The following is a 14,986-nucleotide window of genomic DNA, read 5'->3' as shown; positions in this document are numbered from 1 at the left end:
TTGGCTGCAACGATACGGAGATCCCGGCCCGATGGGCGAACACGAAATCGATACCGAGCTGGTTCAGCGGGCCCAGAAAGGCGACAAGAGCGCCTTCGACCTGTTGGTCAGGAAATACCAGCACCGTATCGCGGCGGTGGTCAGCCGTTTCGTGCGCAATCCGGCGGAGTGCCAGGATGTGGTTCAGGACAGCTTCATCAAAGCCTACCGGTCACTGCCGGGTTTCCGCGGTGAAAGCCAGTTCTATACATGGATGTACCGGATTGCAGTCAATACCGCCAAGAACCATCTGGCCAGCCAGAAACGGCGCCCCGGTGCCGATGTGGAACTGGAGGATGCCGAGTTCATCGAGGGCGGCATCTATGTGCAGAACAACGATACTCCGGAGCATGAACTTTTGCGCGAAGAGCTTGCCCAAGTAGTCAGCAAGGCCTTGGCTCAGTTGCCGGAAGAAATCCGGCAGGCCATCACCCTGCGAGAGATGGAAGGTCTTTCCTATGAGGAAATCGCCGAAGTCATGAATTCACCGGTGGGAACCGTACGTTCCCGCATTTTTCGCGCGCGTGAGGCCATTGATGCCCGCCTGCGCCCCCTTTACGAGTCCCAAAGAGTCCGCCCATGAAACCGATCAGTGAAACCGATTTAGAACAACTCAGCGCCTATATCGACGGCGAACTGTCGGACAGCGAGCGCCGTTTCTTCCAAAAGCGTCTCGCCAATGATGCCGATCTGCGCGCTGCCTGCGAACGGGCCTGGATTGCTTCCTCGGTGCTGAAATCACAGCCGCTACAGCTCATGCCGGCAGGAAGTGCCGATGCAATCTGTGCGCAATGCCAGCCTGAAACATCTGGTGTGAAAACGCCTTGGCGTCTTGTGGCTTCATTCGCGGCACTGACGCTTGTCGCCGGCCTTGCTTACCAGCTTTTGCCGAGTCCCGATGCTCCGGCGGCCGCTGATCGTTCGGTAGCGCAACAAACCCCCGTCTCTCCGCCAGTTCAATCCATCGCTGAAACCACTCCGGCTGCGGTGCAGAAAGCGCCCGCAAAACAGGCCACCACGGTTGCTGTCAAGTCAGCCGCTCCGTCGCAACAGCTTGCTGCCGTCGATGACCCGACCCGATTCGAACTGAACGAAGCGACGCGTTCCAAATCCTGGCCGAAACGTGACCAGGCCATGGATGACTATCTGGTCCGTCATAATCAGATGACCGGAAGCAACACCGGTAACGATCTCATTTCCTATGCCCAAATGCTGTCGGCTCCGGAAGCCAATGCCGGCGAGGATGGTCAATGAGACCTCTGCAACTTCTGCTGGTCCTTCTGATTCTCGCGCCGTCCGGTGTGCGTGCCGAGGACAGCGGCTGGCTGGATTCCGGAAAAAAATGGGTCCAGCAGCTCTGGCGTGATGATTCCGAGGCTTGGCTCGGTCGCATCAACGGCGCGGTCGCCAACCATAATTACAAAGGTGTGCTGGTCCTTGTTCAGGGGGCTGAATTAAACACGTTGGCGGTTGAGCACCGCATGGACAATGGCGTGGAAAGTCTGCGCATGCGGACACTGTCGGGCTCGCCACGGGAATTGGTCAAAAAGGGCGGAAGAATCCAAAGCAACAGTCTTGGCGGTTCCGTTCAGTCATTTCCGGCGGCCGCCACCGGACAGATCACCTTCAGCCATTTTGCCAACGTCTCCGGTAATAAATCGTATAAAACACGCCTGGCCGAGAAAGCGCGTGTTGCCGGCCGGTCAACCCAGGTCATTGATATTGCTGCCGAGGACGCCTGGAGATACAGCTACCGTCTCTGGCTGGATACGGAAACCGGGTTGCCACTCAAGGTGGTTACGCTCGACGAGCGTGGCTATGCCATGGAACAGTTCGTTTTCACCCAGATCGAAATCACGCCCGCCTCCGGAAAATCCAAAGCAGCCAAGACACCGCAGGCCCGTGAAATGAAATCCCCGTTCAAAGAGGTCAAAGGCTTTCGTGTCATCGCAAGTGAAAGCCGTGCCGGCTCCACCCATTATCTGTTCAGCGATGGTTTGGCCAGTATTTCACTGTATGTGGAGCCATCCAAACAGAAGGAAAAAGCACAGATGCGGCGGGATGGTGTCAACGGGCTGATGCTTGGCGATGGCAGTACCCGCTATGTCGCCATGGGTAAAGTTCCGGTCGCCACCCTTGAAAAAATCCTGGCGCAGACCCAACGTTGAATCCGTTCCATCTTTCATCATCGAGGTAGCCATGAAAGCAATCACCCCCGTACCCCGTTTCCTGCTGGGTTTCTTCAGTTGTGCCGTGTTGGTGGCCTGTTGGCAACAGGCGCAGCAGCCGGTTCAGGCGCAAAGCCCTTCAGCAGCAAACACCGCCCCTCTGGCCGCGCTTCCGGATTTCAGCGCATTGGTCGAACGCACCACACCGGCCGTAGTCAGCATTGAAGCCAGCAGCGACCGCAGTGGTGACAAAGGTCAGCAATCGGCCAGCCCGGGCTCCGAAGAAGAACAGATGCAGGAATTTTTCCGTCGCTTTTTCGGGCAACCGATGCCGGGTCAGCCCGGCCCCCAGGGGCCGCGTGGCGGAACATCTTTCGGCTCGGGTTTTATCATTTCGTCTGATGGATATGTGCTGACCAATCATCATGTCATCGAAGGCATGAATAAGCTGGTGGTGCATCTGGCTGACCGCCGGCAGCTGCCTGCTAAATTGGTTGGGTCTGATCCATCGACCGATGTCGCCGTCCTCAAAATTGAGGCGAAAGGACTGCCTACGCTCGCTATTGGCGATTCTGATGCGGTCAAGCCCGGCCAGTGGGTGGTTGCCATCGGCTCGCCCTTCGGGTTCGATTATTCGGTGACTGCCGGCATCGTCAGCGCACTCGGCCGCCCCAGTGTCGATGGCAGCCAGCGTTATGTGCCCTTCATCCAGACCGACGTCGCCATCAATCGAGGCAATTCCGGCGGTCCTTTGCTCAATACGCGCGGCCAGGTGGTTGGCATCAACTCACAGATTTTCAGCAATTCAGGCGGTTACATGGGCGTCAGTTTTGCGATTCCGATTCGTACGGCGATGAATGCCGTTGAGCAGATCAAAGCCACCGGAAGCGTTCGCCGCGGACAGCTTGGCGTCCAGGTCCGTGATGTCCAGTCGGAAGAGTTGGCCGATCTCGGTTTGAAAGCGGCGGAAGGCGCCTTTGTGGCCAGCGTGCAGAATGGCAGCGCTGCGGCTAAAGCCGGCATCCAGCCTGGCGATGTCATCACCGCCTTTGATGGCGCGGCAATCATCAAATCTTCCGACCTGCCGCCGAGGGTCGGTGCCCTGCAACCGGGGGTAAAGTCGAAGGTGACCATCCTGCGCAATGGCCGCCAACAGGATATTCTGGTCGTGCTTTCGGTACTTGATGAATCCGCAGGGAACTCCCGGAACCCTATGGCTCCGAGTACAGCGCCTTCGAATCCGTCAAAACTCGGGTTTAGTGTCGAGGAGGTCAGCCCGGCAACACGAAGCCGTCTCGGCTTGCCCGCTGGCGGCGTCCAGATTGCCCGGGTCACACAGCCGATGCTGGCTCAGCTCGGCATCGCCAAAGGCGATGTCGTGCTTGAGGTCGGCCGGACGCCGGTCGCTACCGTAGCAGCCTTTGAAAAGGCGGTTTCGGCCTATAAATCCGGCGATCGTGTCCGGGTGCTCGTCCGCAATGCCGAAAGTACCGCTATCCACATGATCGGAATACCGTAAGAAATTGATTCTGGGGCGGAAAACCGCCTCAGAAGCGGTGGCTTATGCGATAATATTGGGCTAAGTTTTCCAAAAGCGACCCCATGCAGCATATCCGTAATTTCTCCATCATCGCGCACGTAGATCACGGCAAATCGACCTTGGCCGACCGCATCATTCAACTCTGCGGCGGTCTTGAGGCGCGCGAAATGGAAGCCCAGGTGCTTGACTCGAACCCCATCGAGCGTGAACGGGGTATCACCATCAAGGCGCAGTCGGTGTCCTTGCCGTACACCGCCGATGATGGCGTGACCTATCAGCTCAATTTCATTGATACCCCCGGCCACGTCGATTTCAGCTACGAGGTGTCGCGCTCGCTGGCGGCCTGCGAAGGCGCACTGCTGGTGGTGGATGCCGCTCAGGGCGTGGAAGCGCAATCGGTGGCGAACTGCTATACCGCCGTCGAACAGGGATTGGAAGTCGTACCGGTACTCAACAAGATCGACCTGCCAACTGCCGATGTCGACCGGGTCAAGGCCGAAATCGAAGCGGTCATCGGCATCGATGCCGAGGAGGCGGTCGCCATTTCGGCCAAGACCGGGCTGAATGTACGTGCTGTGCTCGAAGCCATCGTCGCCCGCATTCCGCCACCGAAATCGGTCGACACCGGCCATCTTCAGGCGCTGATCATCGATTCCTGGTTCGATAACTACCTCGGCGTGGTCTCTTTGGTGCGGGTGGTGCAGGGCGAAATCAAACCGGGCGATAAAATCCTGGTGATGTCGACCGGCCGCACCCATCAGGCCGATGCCGTGGGCGTGTTCACGCCCAAACGCAAGGTTCTGGGCAAGCTCTCGGCCGGCGAAGTCGGCTGGGTCAACGCCGCGATCAAGGATGTGCACGGCGCGCCGGTCGGCGATACCCTGACCTTGGCCGCCAATCCATCCACGCAGCCGCTTCCGGGCTTCCAGACCATGCAGTCGCGCGTGTTCGCCGGTCTGTTTCCGGTCGATGCCGAAGATTACCCGGCGCTGCGTGAAGCCCTGGATAAACTTAAGCTCAACGATGCCGCGATGAATTTCGAGCCGGAAAGCTCGGAAGCCATGGGTTTCGGGTTCCGCTGCGGATTTCTGGGCATGCTGCACATGGAGATCGTGCAGGAACGCCTGGAGCGCGAATACAACCTCAACCTCATTTCGACCGCGCCGACCGTGGTCTATGAAGTGCTGCAGACCGACGGCAAGGTGCTTTCCCTGGACAATCCAGCCAAACTGCCGGCGGTCAACAAGATCCAGGAAATCCGCGAGCCGATCATCCTCGCGCACATCCTCACGCCGCCCGATTACGTTGGCAACGTAATCACCCTGTGCGAGGAAAAGCGCGGCGCCCAGCAGGGTATCAACTACATGGGCAGCCAGGTGCAGATCACCTATGAGTTGCCGATGGCCGAAGTGGTGATGGATTTCTTCGACCGTCTGAAATCGGTGTCGCGCGGCTATGCCTCGCTCGATTACCATTTTCTGCGCTTCGAGCCGGGCCCGTTCGTGCGCGTCGACGTGCTGATCAACGGTGACCGCGTCGATGCCATGTCGATGATCCTGCACCGGGCGCATGCCGACCGCCGCGGCCGCGACCTGTGCGAAAAGATGCGCGAACTGATCCCGCGCCAGATGTTCGACGTCGCCATCCAGGCGGCGGTGGGTTCGCAGGTCATCGCGCGCTCGACGGTCAAGGCCATGCGCAAGAACGTGTTGGCCAAATGCTACGGCGGCGACGCCACCCGCAAAAAAAAGCTGATTGAAAAGCAGAAGGAAGGCAAGAAGCGGATGAAGCAGTTCGGCAGAGTCGAAATTCCGCAAGAAGCGTTCATGGCCGTACTGTCGGTCGACAACAAATAAGGATAGCCCGTGAAAATCGATTTCGCTCTGATACTCAGCGTACTGGCCCTGTTCACCGGCCTGATCTGGCTTGCCGACCGATTCGTTTTCGAAAAGCGCCGACTGGCCGCCGATGCCGATGCCACCGATCCGGTTCTGGTCGAATATGCCAAATCCCTGTTCCCGGTGATTTTTCTGGTATTGGCGCTGCGCTCCTTCATTGCCGAGCCATTCCGCATCCCGTCCGGTTCGATGATGCCCAATCTGTTGATTGGCGATTTCATTCTGGTCAATAAATTCAACTACGGCATCCGACTTCCGGTCATCAACAGGAAAATCGTAGACGTCGGCGCTCCCGAGCGCGGTGATGTGTTCGTTTTCCGCTATCCGGGTTCGAAGGAGCTGGGCAAGGATGATCCCGCGGCCGGTACCGATTACATCAAACGTGTCATCGGCCTGCCGGGTGACACTATCAGTGTCGAAGAAAACCGGGTTTCGGTGAACGGCATTCCGTTCGACTATGCCGAGTCCGGCGTGTATGTCGGCAAGGGCGTATCCAGCGAGATGACCGGCTCCCGCATCTATAGCGAGAGCATGCCCGGAAAGTCCCATGCCATGCTGGAAATGGATGGCATCCCGCTCGGTTACCGCAACAACGGCACCTGGGTCGTTCCCCAGGGGCACTATTTCGCGATGGGTGACAACCGCGACCGCAGTGCCGACAGCCGTGAATGGGGTTTCGTGCCGGAACAGAACGTAGTTGGAAAGGCGATGGTAATATGGTTAAACTGCTCTGGCTGGTTCTGCACCGACAGTTTCGAACCGTCACGTATCGGCACCAAAATTGACTAAGGGGATCATCATGAAACGCAATCAGAAAGGCATTACCCTGCTCAGCTTCCTGTTCGTTCTGGCGCTGGTCGGATTCTTCGGATTCCTGTTCATGCGTCTTTTCCCGGTCTATTCCGAATATTACAGTGCCGTCAATGACATCAAGGCGGTAACCCAGGCTTCCGGTGCCGACAAGCAGGCGCTGCCTCAACTCAAAGACAGCCTTTACCGCCGCTTCCAGATCAGTTACGTCGACAGTGTCAATCTGGATAAACACATCAAGCTACGTACTGAGAAGGAAGGCAAGAAGGTGCTGGATCTGAATTACGAGGTCCGCAAACCGCTGATGTACAACCTCGACTTCGTCGCCAAGTTCGAGCGCAGCTTTCCCGTGACCGGCCGGGCCGAGGCGGAGTGATGCTTTGCTGACAGGGTTCCGCGATCCGGAACTGCTGCGTCAGGCGCTGCGCCACCGCAGTGCCGGCAAGCCGAACAACGAGCGCCTCGAATTTCTCGGTGATGCCATACTTGGCCTGCTGGTGTCCGATGCCTTGTACCGGAAATTTCCCAAGGCCAGCGAAGGCGAGTTGACCCAGGCCCGCTCGCATCTGGTCCGTGAACCGACCTTGGCCGAAATTGCACGCGAACGGGATCTGGGTGCACAACTCGAGCTCGGCCCGGGCGAACTGAAATCAGGCGGGCATCGCCGCGATTCCATTCTTGCCGATGCCGTCGAGGCGGTTATCGCTGCTGTTTATCTGGATGCCGGTTTTGTTGCCGCGCAATCACTGGTGGACGACTGGTTCGGCACCCGCCTGCAGTTATCACTCGAGAAATCACCGGGAAAAGACCCGAAGACCAAGCTGCAGGAATGGCTCCAGTCCAAGCAGCATGCCTTGCCGGTGTATCGGCTGCTTCAAGCCGGAGGCACTGATCATGCCCGCAATTTCGATGTTGAATGCGTCCTCGAGAATCTCGCCATCATCACGGCCGGAAGCGGATCTTCGGTGAGGTCGGCTGAAGCCGATGCCGCCCGCAAAGCGCTCATACTTTTAGGCCTGAACAAATGACCGATCCACAAATCCCTGTCTACCGCGCCGGTTTCGTCGCCGTCATCGGCCGCCCGAATGTCGGTAAATCGACTCTGGTCAATGCACTGGTCGGCAGCAAGATCAGCATCGTGTCGTCGCGGCCCCAGACGACGCGCCATCGCATGTTGGGCATCGCCAGTTACCCGGAAGGTCAGCTCGTGCTGGTCGATACGCCGGGCATCCACGCCAAACAATCGCGAGCCATGAACCGGCACATGAACCGTGCAGCGCGTGGTGCGGTCAGCGATGTCCACGCCTCTATTCTGGTCATCGAGGCCGGGCGCTGGCACAGCGATGATGCGCTGGCCTATCAGGCACTGAAGGATTCGGATGTGCCGGTGTTGCTGGTCATCAATAAAATCGACAAGCTCAAGGACAAGGACGCGCTTCTGCCGTTCATCAAGGAAGTGACCGAAGGCCGCGAATTCACTTCGGTCCACCTGATTTCTGCGCTCAAAAGCAAAGGGACCGCGGATTTGGTCAGAAGTCTGCTGCAGCTGATGCCGGAATCCGAGCCGCTCTATGGCGAGGACGAAATCACCGACAAAAGCCAGCGCTTTCTGGCAGGCGAATTGGTACGTGAGCAATTGATGCAGCGTCTTGGCGATGAGCTTCCGTATTCAGCTACCGTTGAAATCGAAAAATTCGAGGAAGACGGCGGCCTGCTTCGCATCGGCGCGGTGATCTGGCTCGAGCGGGAAGGGCAGAAGGCCATCGTGATCGGCAAGGGCGGTCAGCAGCTGAAAGCCATCAGCACATCGGCCCGTCTGGGCATGGAAAAACTTTTCGGATCCAAGGTGTTTCTGGAAACCTGGTGCCGCGTCCGTGATGGTTGGTCCGATGACGAGGCCGCGTTGCGCCGGTTCGGTTATAACGACTGATGCGCATTGAATGGCAGCCCGCGCTCGTCCTGCATAAACGGGCGTACCGCGAGACCAGCCTGCAACTGGAATTGCTCACCCGTGATCATGGCATCATCGGTCTGGTGGCCAAAGGCGTAACCGGTGCCAAAAACCATGTGCTGCGGGCGCAATTGCAACCCATGCAGCACATCAAGGTCAGTTTTGTGCTCAAAGGCGAGCTCGGTACCCTGACCCAGTCCGAACCCTTACCGCCTGTACTTGCCATCGCCGGCGAGCGACTGATGGCTGGTCTTTATCTCAATGAGCTGGTCCTGAAACTCTGTCCGCGCCAGGACGCCGATAACGAGCTCTACCAAAGGCTGTTGGCTGCGCGTAACGAGCTGGCCGGCAATATGCCGCTTGCCTGGCTGGTTCGCCGCTTCGAACGCGATTTGATCCAGCAACTGGGTTACATGACCCCTTGGTCGGCCACCGCCAATGGCAGTGAGATCGAGCCGGACCGTCATTATCGGGCGCATCCCGAACTCGGTCTGATGCCGGCTAAAGCCGAAGATCCCGGAGTCCTGTCAGGTGCTGATCTTCTCGCTTTCAATGCCGACAACATGCCGACATCGGCTGCCTTGGGTGTATTAAGGCAATTATTGCACGGTGTTATCGCCTTGCATCTGGGAAAATCCCTGCCGCGATCCTGGCAGATGATCGGCGAACTCAGTCGCCCGATGCCTGGATGACTCTCAGCGTTTCCGCTACGCTGCTCTGGAAAGCGGCAAACGTTTCCATGGATGGCGTCTGATCGAGACGGTGACATGCCGCCAACAAGTGCTCCACACCCAGAAAACCGCAACTGGCCTTGAGTTTATGCAGGATATCGTGCATCGCGGCCATGTTTCCGGAAATGAAAGCTTCTTGGATGGCGAGTGCGGCATCAGGCAGTTCCCCGATAAACATTGAACGCATGCTGCGAAGCGCTGCGCTGCTTCCGCCCAGCGCTTTCAGTGCTTTGGACTGGTTCCAGAATTCCGGAACGGTGCCGCAGAGTCGGTGAATGGCGCCATGCAACTCGGCCAAAGACATCGGTTTGGCCAGAACATCGTGAATGCCGATTTGGGCAAGCTGTTCACGGATCGACGGGCTGATCTCCGCACTGATGGCCAGAACCGGTATGCCGGTCGGGAATTCTGCGGCCCGGACCAGCAATGTGCCGTCGGGAAGATTCAGGTCGGAAATGATCAGGGCCGGGGCAGTTTCCGCAATGGCTGCAAAAGCCGTGGTGAAGTCCGGACACGGGCTTAATCCGACATCCAGCACGGTGATAGCCTCGGTGAGATAGCTGCGGCTGATGTCGTCGTCTTCAATCAGGAGAATGGAGGGTTTCATCGGTTGTTTTTGCGGCAGTTTATGCCAAAGCACGCGGATATCTGCGAAAATAAGGCTTTAATACGGAAGTCCATTGTGGCACGAAGCGGACCTAAAGCAAAACGCGAGTTCGAGCTTGACATCGATAACCTCAGCCATGAAGGACGCGGGGTCGGCCGTCTCGACGGCAAGACCGTGTTCGTCGCCGGCGCCCTGGTTGGTGAGCGTGTAAAGGTCCAACAGACCACACGCAACCGCCATTTCGACGAGGCACGCACGCAGGAAGTGCTCAAGGCCTCTGCCGACCGGGTCGAGCCGCGGTGTCCGCATTTCGGCATCTGTTCCGGCTGCGTGCTGCAGCATCTGGTCAGCCATCGCCAGATCGAGGCCAAACAGCGGACACTGACCGACAACCTGCAACGGATCGGCCATGTCACACCGGAAGCCCTGTTGCCGGCTTTGACTGCCGATGCCTGGGCTTACCGCCGAAAAGGCCGCTTCTCCGTAAGGTATGTCGAGAAGAAGGGCGGGGTGCTGGTCGGGTTCCGTGAAACCGATCCGCGCTTCGTTGCGCAGCTGCATGAATGCCATACTGTGGTACCGGCGGTGTCGGTATTGATTGTGCCATTGACCGAACTGATCGGCGCCATGCAGGCCAAACGGGAAATCGCCCAGGTCGAGTTCATCCAGGGCGATGGCCCTGTGGCATTGGTATTCCGGAATCTGGTCACGCTCTGTGCCGAAGACTTGCAGCGCCTTGCCGATTTCGGCGTGGCGCATGATGCGCAGATCTTCCTTCAACCCGGCGGCGTGTATTCGGTATTTCCGATACGCGAGGATTACCCGGCGCTGGGTTTCGATCTGGCAGAATACGGCATCCGTTTCGAATTCAAACCCCTGGATTTCATTCAGGTCAATGCCTCACTCAATGCCGCCATGATTGCCCGAGCCATCACACTGCTGGAGCCGACGGCTACGGACGTCGTGCTCGACCTGTTCTGCGGGCTTGGCAATTTCACCCTTCCTTTGGCCAAATCAGCCGGAGAGGTGGTCGGTGTTGAAGGGGATCACGGCTTGGTTGCGCGTGCGCAGGAAAATGCCCGTCGGAACGGTATTGCCAATGCCGAATTTTTCGCCGCCGACCTGACTCAGGACATATCTGCCCAGCTTTGGAAAACCCAGCGCTTTACCAAGCTGCTGCTGGATCCGCCGCGGGCCGGCGCCATCGAGGTGTTGAAGCAGATGAATCTCGAGGGCATCCGTCGCATTGTGTATGTATCCTGCCATCCGGCCTCACTGGCGCGTGATGCCGCGTATCTTGTGCAGGAACGCGGCTACCGGCTGGTGCAGGCCGGTGCCATGGACATGTTTCCGCAGACCGCGCACGTCGAGGCCATTGCCGTGTTCGAGGCGGTCTGATGGCCATCGAGATCGAACGCAAGTTTCGCGTCATCGGCGATGCCTGGCGTGCGCTTGCGCATGACCGGCTGCGTATCGCACAGGCCTATTTGAACGACAGTGTCGCGCTCTCGGCAGGCCGTGAGCACTGCTCGGTCCGCGTACGGATCAGTGGCGAATCCGCCAACATCAACATCAAATCCCGGGAAGCCGGTGCGCGCCGTCAGGAGTTCGAGTATCCGATTCCGCTGGCCGATGCCGAAAGCCTGATGCGGCTTGCCTGCGAAGGCCGCATCGAGAAAGTGCGCCATCTGGTGCAGGTCGGCGCCCATCTCTGGGAAATCGATGAATTCGCGGGTGACAATGCCGGTCTGGTGGTTGCCGAAATCGAACTTCAGGATGAAAACGAATCTTTCGAATTGCCCGATTGGCTCGGTGCTGAAGTCACCCACAGCCTGCGATACTACAATATGGCACTGGCCTCCAGACCCTTTATCCATTGGACGGCCGAGGAAAAATCATGCTGATCATCGGAATTGAAGCACATGCATTGACCGCCATCGAGCGCGGGTATCTTCAGCATCCGGCCGTAGCGGGTGTCATTTTGTTTTCAAGGAATTTTGCCTCGAAGCAGCAGCTTTCCGATCTTTGCTCGGATATCCGCGCCAGTGCGCCACGCCGGCAGCTGATCTGCGTCGACCAGGAGGGTGGACGGGTTCAACGATTCCGCGAGGGTTTCGCAAAACTTCCCTGTCTTGAGCGCTTCGGCGAATTGGCACACACCGATAGTCCTTCCGCGCTCGCTCTGGCGCGAGAACATGCCTTCCTCATGGCCTCGGAAATCATCGCATCCGGTCTGGATCTGAGTTTCGCACCGGTCGCCGATCTGGGACGCGGCAATCTGGCCATAGGCAACCGTGCTTTCGCCGGTGATCCAGAAATCGTATCTATGTTTATCGAAAGCTATGTCGGTGGCATGCACGATGCCGGCATGGCGGCGACACTGAAGCATTTCCCGGGTCACGGGTCCGTTCTGGAAGACACGCATTTCGATCTGGCTGTGGACTCCCGGTCCTATACTGAAATCGCGGCGGTCGATCTGCCACCGTTCACAGCCGGCCTGCGCGCCGGTGCCGATGCCGTGATGATGGCACATGTGGTCTATCCGCAAGTGGCGCCCGATCCGGCGGGTTATTCGCCCCATTGGATTGGCCAGGTACTCAAAACGGATATGGGCTTCAATGGCGTTGTTTTCAGTGATGATATCGGCATGGCCGCGGCTGAGTCGGCCGGCGGCCTTGCCGCGCGCATCAAACAACATCTCGCAGCTGGCTGCGATGCCGTATTGGCCTGTCCGCCGGCATGCGTCGCCGATGCCGTCGCGGCCATGCCTGTCAAAGACTATCCGCTCGACCGGCTGGAGCGGCTGTATGCCGCGCAGACGTCCGCCTGGGATACACTGGCGCTCGATGGCCGTTACCGGTCCGCGCTGAAGGCCATGAATGATTTGGAGCAGGTGTAATGCGACATGATATTGCCGAAGTACTGGCACGTTCCGAGCTGCTTTACGACCGTGCCGAAATCGAACTGGCCATCGATCGGATGGCTGGTCGCATCCGAAAGGACCTGCATGGCCAATTTCCGGTCTTCCTGACATTGATGCACGGCGGACTTTTTTTCGCGGCACGGCTCGGTCTGGCCCTCAACATGGACGCCGAGTTCGATTACCTGCATGCCACGCGCTATCGTGGCGAAACCACCGGCTCCGGGCTGGCCTGGCTGCATCGTCCGACCGCAATCCTCGAGGGCCGCACGGTTCTTTTGGTCGACGACATCCTCGATGAGGGGCACACCCTCAAGGCCGTCCGTGACTGGTGCGAAGACCAGGGCGCGGTCCGCGTCATCATCGCCGCCATGGCGGTCAAGCAACATGATCGCTGCGTCCCCGGTCTGGAGGCCGACTATTCGGGCTTCATGGTGCCGGACCGTTATGTCTTCGGTTATGGCATGGACATCAACGAACACGGGCGTAATCTTCCCGGGATTTACGCACTGAAATGACCCAGACTATCGATCTAGCCGTCATTGGCGGTACCGGCGTTTACCGGATCCCCGGCCTGCAGTGGCAGCATACCCATACGCTAGAGACGCGCTTTGGCGAACCCTCTGGTCCTATCCGGATTGCGCGTATCGGATCAGCTCAGGTTGCTTTTCTGGCGCGCCACGGGGAAGGGCATGCCTTACCGCCCCATCAGATCAATTACCGCGCCAATCTTCAGGCCCTGCATGATCTAGGGGCCCGCCGCGTGCTGGCCATCAATACCGTCGGCGGCATCGGTCCGGATTATGGGCCGAAGGTGCTTGCAGTGCCTGACCAGATTATCGACTACACCTGGGGCCGCATCAGCACACTGTGCGAGGAGCCCGGAAGTCCGGTACTGCATGTCGATTTCGGCGATCCCTATACCGAGAGTCTGAGGGGGGCTGTCTTGACGGCCTGTGCCGATGCGGGCGTGCCCGTGGTTGCCGGTGGGTGTTATGGCGCCACCCAAGGGCCGCGCCTTGAAACCAAGGCGGAAATCGCGCGTCTGCGCAGGGACGGTTGTGATCTGGTCGGCATGACCGGAATGCCGGAGGCAGGCCTGGCCCGGGAGCTCGGTCTGAGCTATGCCAGTCTGTGTGTCGTGGCGAATTGGGCTGCAGGCTGTGATCCGGCCGATGCCGAAATCACCCTCGAAGAGGTTCTGGCCAATGTCGAATCGGTCAGTGGCCATCTGCTGCCGATTTTAGAGCATCTGCTGGAAGCCTAAAAAATACTTGGCAATTCAAAACGTTTTGTGCATACTTTGATTTACCAACGGTTCATGTTGGTGAATGTTCAATCCAAAATTTAAGGTGTGACAGTATGAGTGTCGGTACGGTGAAGTGGTTCAATGATGCAAAAGGTTTCGGTTTCATTGCGCCCGAGGACGGTAGCGAAGATATCTTCGTACATTTCTCGGCGATCAGCTCCGAAGGCTTCCGGTCCTTGAAAGAAGGCCAACGTGTCACGTTCGACGTGGTGCAAGGCCCGAAAGGAAAGCAGGCAGCCAACGTCGTCGGCGCCTGATTGTTGGCGGCGCAAGCCGCCAATCTTTCCATGTGGTATCTCGTCATTGCCAAAGATCATCCGGGTACTTTGGCGCAACGACTGGCCTCCCGGGCCGATCATCTCGCACGTCTAAACGACCTCAATAATCAGGGTCGTTTGAAAATAGCTGGGCCATTGCCAGCAATTGACGCTTCCGAACCCGGTGATGCCGGGTTTACCGGCAGCGCCTTGATTGTCGAATTTGAATCCATCGAGGACGTGCGGGCCTGGGTTTCGGCAGATCCGTATTTCACTGCCGGCGTCTATGCCAACGCCGATATTTTCCCCTTCAAGCCGGTCCTGCCGTGAGCGATGACCGTGTTTCCCGCATCCGGTCAGCTTTGGATGCGCTAGATCCCTCGAGCCTGGACATCCGCGACGACAGCCACAAGCACGCGGGACACGCTGGTGCCCGCGACGGCCGCGGCCATTTTTCCGTACGCATCGTTTCCGCCCGGTTTGAGGGTCTCTTGCCGCTCAAGCGGCACCGCCTGGTTTATGACGCGCTTGGGTCGCTCATGGAGACCGACATCCATGCCGTGGCCATCCAGGCCCGTACCCCTGCCGAAGCCGCGTTGCCGGTAGAAAAGCCGTAAAAAATCGCCTTTTCCTATCGCCCCTGAGGGTGACACGCGCTATACTGTTGGTAGTGCTCGGATATTGTCCATAAGTACATTTAAATCAAGTGCTTATAAATAAATTCGAGGAATGGATCCCCATCAGTCGCGCGCTTAA

At 58.3% G+C, this 14,986-nt stretch carries 19 protein-coding genes; 18 read left to right on the top strand and 1 reads right to left on the bottom strand.

Annotation, left to right across the window (positions count from 1 at the left end; translation table 11 throughout):
• Nucleotides 1-31 precede the first annotated feature (31 nt).
• The 10 genes from rpoE to recO all read left to right on the top strand — a co-directional run bounded on the left by rpoE (nt 32) and on the right by recO (nt 9,098).
• Entirely contained in the window at nt 32-622 is a 591-nt protein-coding gene (gene rpoE / locus ACIQ1A_RS08035; RefSeq protein WP_395770546.1) for an RNA polymerase sigma factor RpoE, read from the top strand.
• Nucleotides 619-1,293, top strand: a complete 675-nt coding sequence (locus ACIQ1A_RS08030) for a sigma-E factor negative regulatory protein (protein WP_395770545.1) — start codon at nt 619-621, stop codon at nt 1,291-1,293. The genes rpoE and ACIQ1A_RS08030 overlap by 4 nt, the downstream gene beginning before the upstream one ends.
• A complete protein-coding gene (locus ACIQ1A_RS08025; RefSeq protein WP_395770544.1) occupies nt 1,290-2,207 on the top strand; it encodes a MucB/RseB C-terminal domain-containing protein in 918 nt (305 codons plus the stop codon). The genes ACIQ1A_RS08030 and ACIQ1A_RS08025 overlap by 4 nt, the downstream gene beginning before the upstream one ends.
• Nucleotides 2,208-2,238: 31 nt before the next feature.
• Nucleotides 2,239-3,726 carry a DegQ family serine endoprotease gene (locus ACIQ1A_RS08020; RefSeq protein ID WP_395770543.1) on the top strand — a complete coding sequence of 496 codons (1,488 nt, stop codon included), beginning with the start codon at nt 2,239-2,241 and terminating at the stop codon, nt 3,724-3,726.
• 83 nt (nt 3,727-3,809) lie between these two features.
• Nucleotides 3,810-5,603, top strand: a complete 1,794-nt coding sequence (gene lepA, locus ACIQ1A_RS08015) for a translation elongation factor 4 (RefSeq protein ID WP_395770542.1) — start codon at nt 3,810-3,812, stop codon at nt 5,601-5,603.
• A 15-nt stretch (nt 5,604-5,618) separates the two neighbouring features.
• The gene (lepB, locus tag ACIQ1A_RS08010) at nt 5,619-6,434 is read left to right on the top strand and encodes a signal peptidase I (RefSeq protein WP_395770559.1); all 816 of its coding nucleotides are present in this window, start codon (nt 5,619-5,621) and stop codon (nt 6,432-6,434) included.
• A gap of 10 nt (nt 6,435-6,444) precedes the next feature.
• Nucleotides 6,445-6,831, top strand: a complete 387-nt coding sequence (locus tag ACIQ1A_RS08005; RefSeq protein ID WP_395770541.1) for a DUF4845 domain-containing protein — start codon at nt 6,445-6,447, stop codon at nt 6,829-6,831.
• 4 nt (nt 6,832-6,835) lie between these two features.
• The gene (gene rnc / locus ACIQ1A_RS08000) at nt 6,836-7,483 is read left to right on the top strand and encodes a ribonuclease III (protein WP_395770540.1); all 648 of its coding nucleotides are present in this window, start codon (nt 6,836-6,838) and stop codon (nt 7,481-7,483) included.
• Nucleotides 7,480-8,385 (top strand): GTPase Era, encoded by a 906-nt coding sequence (gene era / locus ACIQ1A_RS07995; protein ID WP_395770539.1) that lies wholly within the window; start codon nt 7,480-7,482, stop codon nt 8,383-8,385. The genes rnc and era overlap by 4 nt, the downstream gene beginning before the upstream one ends.
• On the top strand, nt 8,385-9,098 hold the full coding sequence (recO, locus tag ACIQ1A_RS07990) for a DNA repair protein RecO (protein ID WP_395770538.1): 714 nt from the start codon (nt 8,385-8,387) through the stop codon (nt 9,096-9,098). Before era ends, recO begins: the two co-directional genes overlap by 1 nt.
• Here recO and ACIQ1A_RS07985 read toward each other — a convergent pair.
• Complete coding sequence (locus tag ACIQ1A_RS07985) at nt 9,076-9,744, bottom strand: response regulator (RefSeq protein ID WP_395770537.1); 669 nt, start codon at nt 9,742-9,744, stop codon at nt 9,076-9,078. The two genes, recO and ACIQ1A_RS07985, sit on opposite strands and share 23 nt — an antisense overlap.
• Nucleotides 9,745-9,819: 75 nt before the next feature.
• On the opposite strand from ACIQ1A_RS07985, the gene rlmD reads away from it, so the two are divergent.
• The 8 genes from rlmD (at nt 9,820) to ACIQ1A_RS07945 (ending at nt 14,847) form a co-directional block, all read left to right on the top strand.
• The gene (rlmD, locus tag ACIQ1A_RS07980; protein ID WP_395770536.1) at nt 9,820-11,142 is read left to right on the top strand and encodes a 23S rRNA (uracil(1939)-C(5))-methyltransferase RlmD; all 1,323 of its coding nucleotides are present in this window, start codon (nt 9,820-9,822) and stop codon (nt 11,140-11,142) included.
• Nucleotides 11,142-11,648 carry a CYTH domain-containing protein gene (locus ACIQ1A_RS07975; RefSeq protein ID WP_395770535.1) on the top strand — a complete coding sequence of 169 codons (507 nt, stop codon included), beginning with the start codon at nt 11,142-11,144 and terminating at the stop codon, nt 11,646-11,648. The genes rlmD and ACIQ1A_RS07975 overlap by 1 nt, the downstream gene beginning before the upstream one ends.
• Nucleotides 11,642-12,643 (top strand): beta-N-acetylhexosaminidase, encoded by a 1,002-nt coding sequence (gene nagZ / locus ACIQ1A_RS07970; protein WP_395770534.1) that lies wholly within the window; start codon nt 11,642-11,644, stop codon nt 12,641-12,643. Before ACIQ1A_RS07975 ends, nagZ begins: the two co-directional genes overlap by 7 nt.
• Nucleotides 12,643-13,182 (top strand): hypoxanthine-guanine phosphoribosyltransferase, encoded by a 540-nt coding sequence (locus tag ACIQ1A_RS07965; protein WP_395770533.1) that lies wholly within the window; start codon nt 12,643-12,645, stop codon nt 13,180-13,182. Before nagZ ends, ACIQ1A_RS07965 begins: the two co-directional genes overlap by 1 nt.
• Complete coding sequence (locus tag ACIQ1A_RS07960; protein WP_395770532.1) at nt 13,179-13,931, top strand: S-methyl-5'-thioinosine phosphorylase; 753 nt, start codon at nt 13,179-13,181, stop codon at nt 13,929-13,931. Before ACIQ1A_RS07965 ends, ACIQ1A_RS07960 begins: the two co-directional genes overlap by 4 nt.
• Nucleotides 13,932-14,026: 95 nt before the next feature.
• The gene (locus ACIQ1A_RS07955) at nt 14,027-14,230 is read left to right on the top strand and encodes a cold-shock protein (protein ID WP_297798745.1); all 204 of its coding nucleotides are present in this window, start codon (nt 14,027-14,029) and stop codon (nt 14,228-14,230) included.
• A 30-nt stretch (nt 14,231-14,260) separates the two neighbouring features.
• Complete coding sequence (locus tag ACIQ1A_RS07950) at nt 14,261-14,560, top strand: YciI family protein (RefSeq protein WP_395770558.1); 300 nt, start codon at nt 14,261-14,263, stop codon at nt 14,558-14,560.
• Nucleotides 14,557-14,847 (top strand): BolA family protein, encoded by a 291-nt coding sequence (locus ACIQ1A_RS07945; RefSeq protein ID WP_395770531.1) that lies wholly within the window; start codon nt 14,557-14,559, stop codon nt 14,845-14,847. The genes ACIQ1A_RS07950 and ACIQ1A_RS07945 overlap by 4 nt, the downstream gene beginning before the upstream one ends.
• Nucleotides 14,848-14,986 lie beyond the last annotated feature (139 nt).

This window comes from Arenimonas sp., assembly GCF_044353605.1.
In the GTDB taxonomy this organism is placed as follows: Bacteria; Pseudomonadota; Gammaproteobacteria; order Xanthomonadales; family Xanthomonadaceae; genus Arenimonas.
The sequence above is the reverse complement of the archived record's forward strand: the minus strand, read 5'-3'. Positions and strand labels throughout refer to the sequence as shown.

Excerpts from the sequence above, each read along its gene's own strand:
- nagZ (WP_395770534.1), top strand. The coding sequence starts at position 11,642 with ATGCTGATCATCGGAATTGAAGCACATGCATTGACCGCCATCGAGCGC.
- ACIQ1A_RS08025 (WP_395770544.1), top strand. The coding sequence starts at position 1,290 with ATGAGACCTCTGCAACTTCTGCTGGTCCTTCTGATTCTCGCGCCGTCC.
- ACIQ1A_RS07965 (WP_395770533.1), top strand. The coding sequence starts at position 12,643 with ATGCGACATGATATTGCCGAAGTACTGGCACGTTCCGAGCTGCTTTAC.
- recO (WP_395770538.1), top strand. The coding sequence starts at position 8,385 with ATGCGCATTGAATGGCAGCCCGCGCTCGTCCTGCATAAACGGGCGTAC.
- ACIQ1A_RS07950 (WP_395770558.1), top strand. The coding sequence starts at position 14,261 with ATGTGGTATCTCGTCATTGCCAAAGATCATCCGGGTACTTTGGCGCAA.
- ACIQ1A_RS08020 (WP_395770543.1), top strand. The coding sequence starts at position 2,239 with ATGAAAGCAATCACCCCCGTACCCCGTTTCCTGCTGGGTTTCTTCAGT.
- ACIQ1A_RS07960 (WP_395770532.1), top strand. The coding sequence starts at position 13,179 with ATGACCCAGACTATCGATCTAGCCGTCATTGGCGGTACCGGCGTTTAC.
- ACIQ1A_RS08030 (WP_395770545.1), top strand. The coding sequence starts at position 619 with ATGAAACCGATCAGTGAAACCGATTTAGAACAACTCAGCGCCTATATC.
- rpoE (WP_395770546.1), top strand. The coding sequence starts at position 32 with ATGGGCGAACACGAAATCGATACCGAGCTGGTTCAGCGGGCCCAGAAA.
- ACIQ1A_RS08005 (WP_395770541.1), top strand. The coding sequence starts at position 6,445 with ATGAAACGCAATCAGAAAGGCATTACCCTGCTCAGCTTCCTGTTCGTT.
- ACIQ1A_RS07985 (WP_395770537.1), bottom strand. The coding sequence starts at position 9,744 with ATGAAACCCTCCATTCTCCTGATTGAAGACGACGACATCAGCCGCAGC.
- ACIQ1A_RS07955 (WP_297798745.1), top strand. The coding sequence starts at position 14,027 with ATGAGTGTCGGTACGGTGAAGTGGTTCAATGATGCAAAAGGTTTCGGT.
- lepA (WP_395770542.1), top strand. The coding sequence starts at position 3,810 with ATGCAGCATATCCGTAATTTCTCCATCATCGCGCACGTAGATCACGGC.
- era (WP_395770539.1), top strand. The coding sequence starts at position 7,480 with ATGACCGATCCACAAATCCCTGTCTACCGCGCCGGTTTCGTCGCCGTC.
- ACIQ1A_RS07975 (WP_395770535.1), top strand. The coding sequence starts at position 11,142 with ATGGCCATCGAGATCGAACGCAAGTTTCGCGTCATCGGCGATGCCTGG.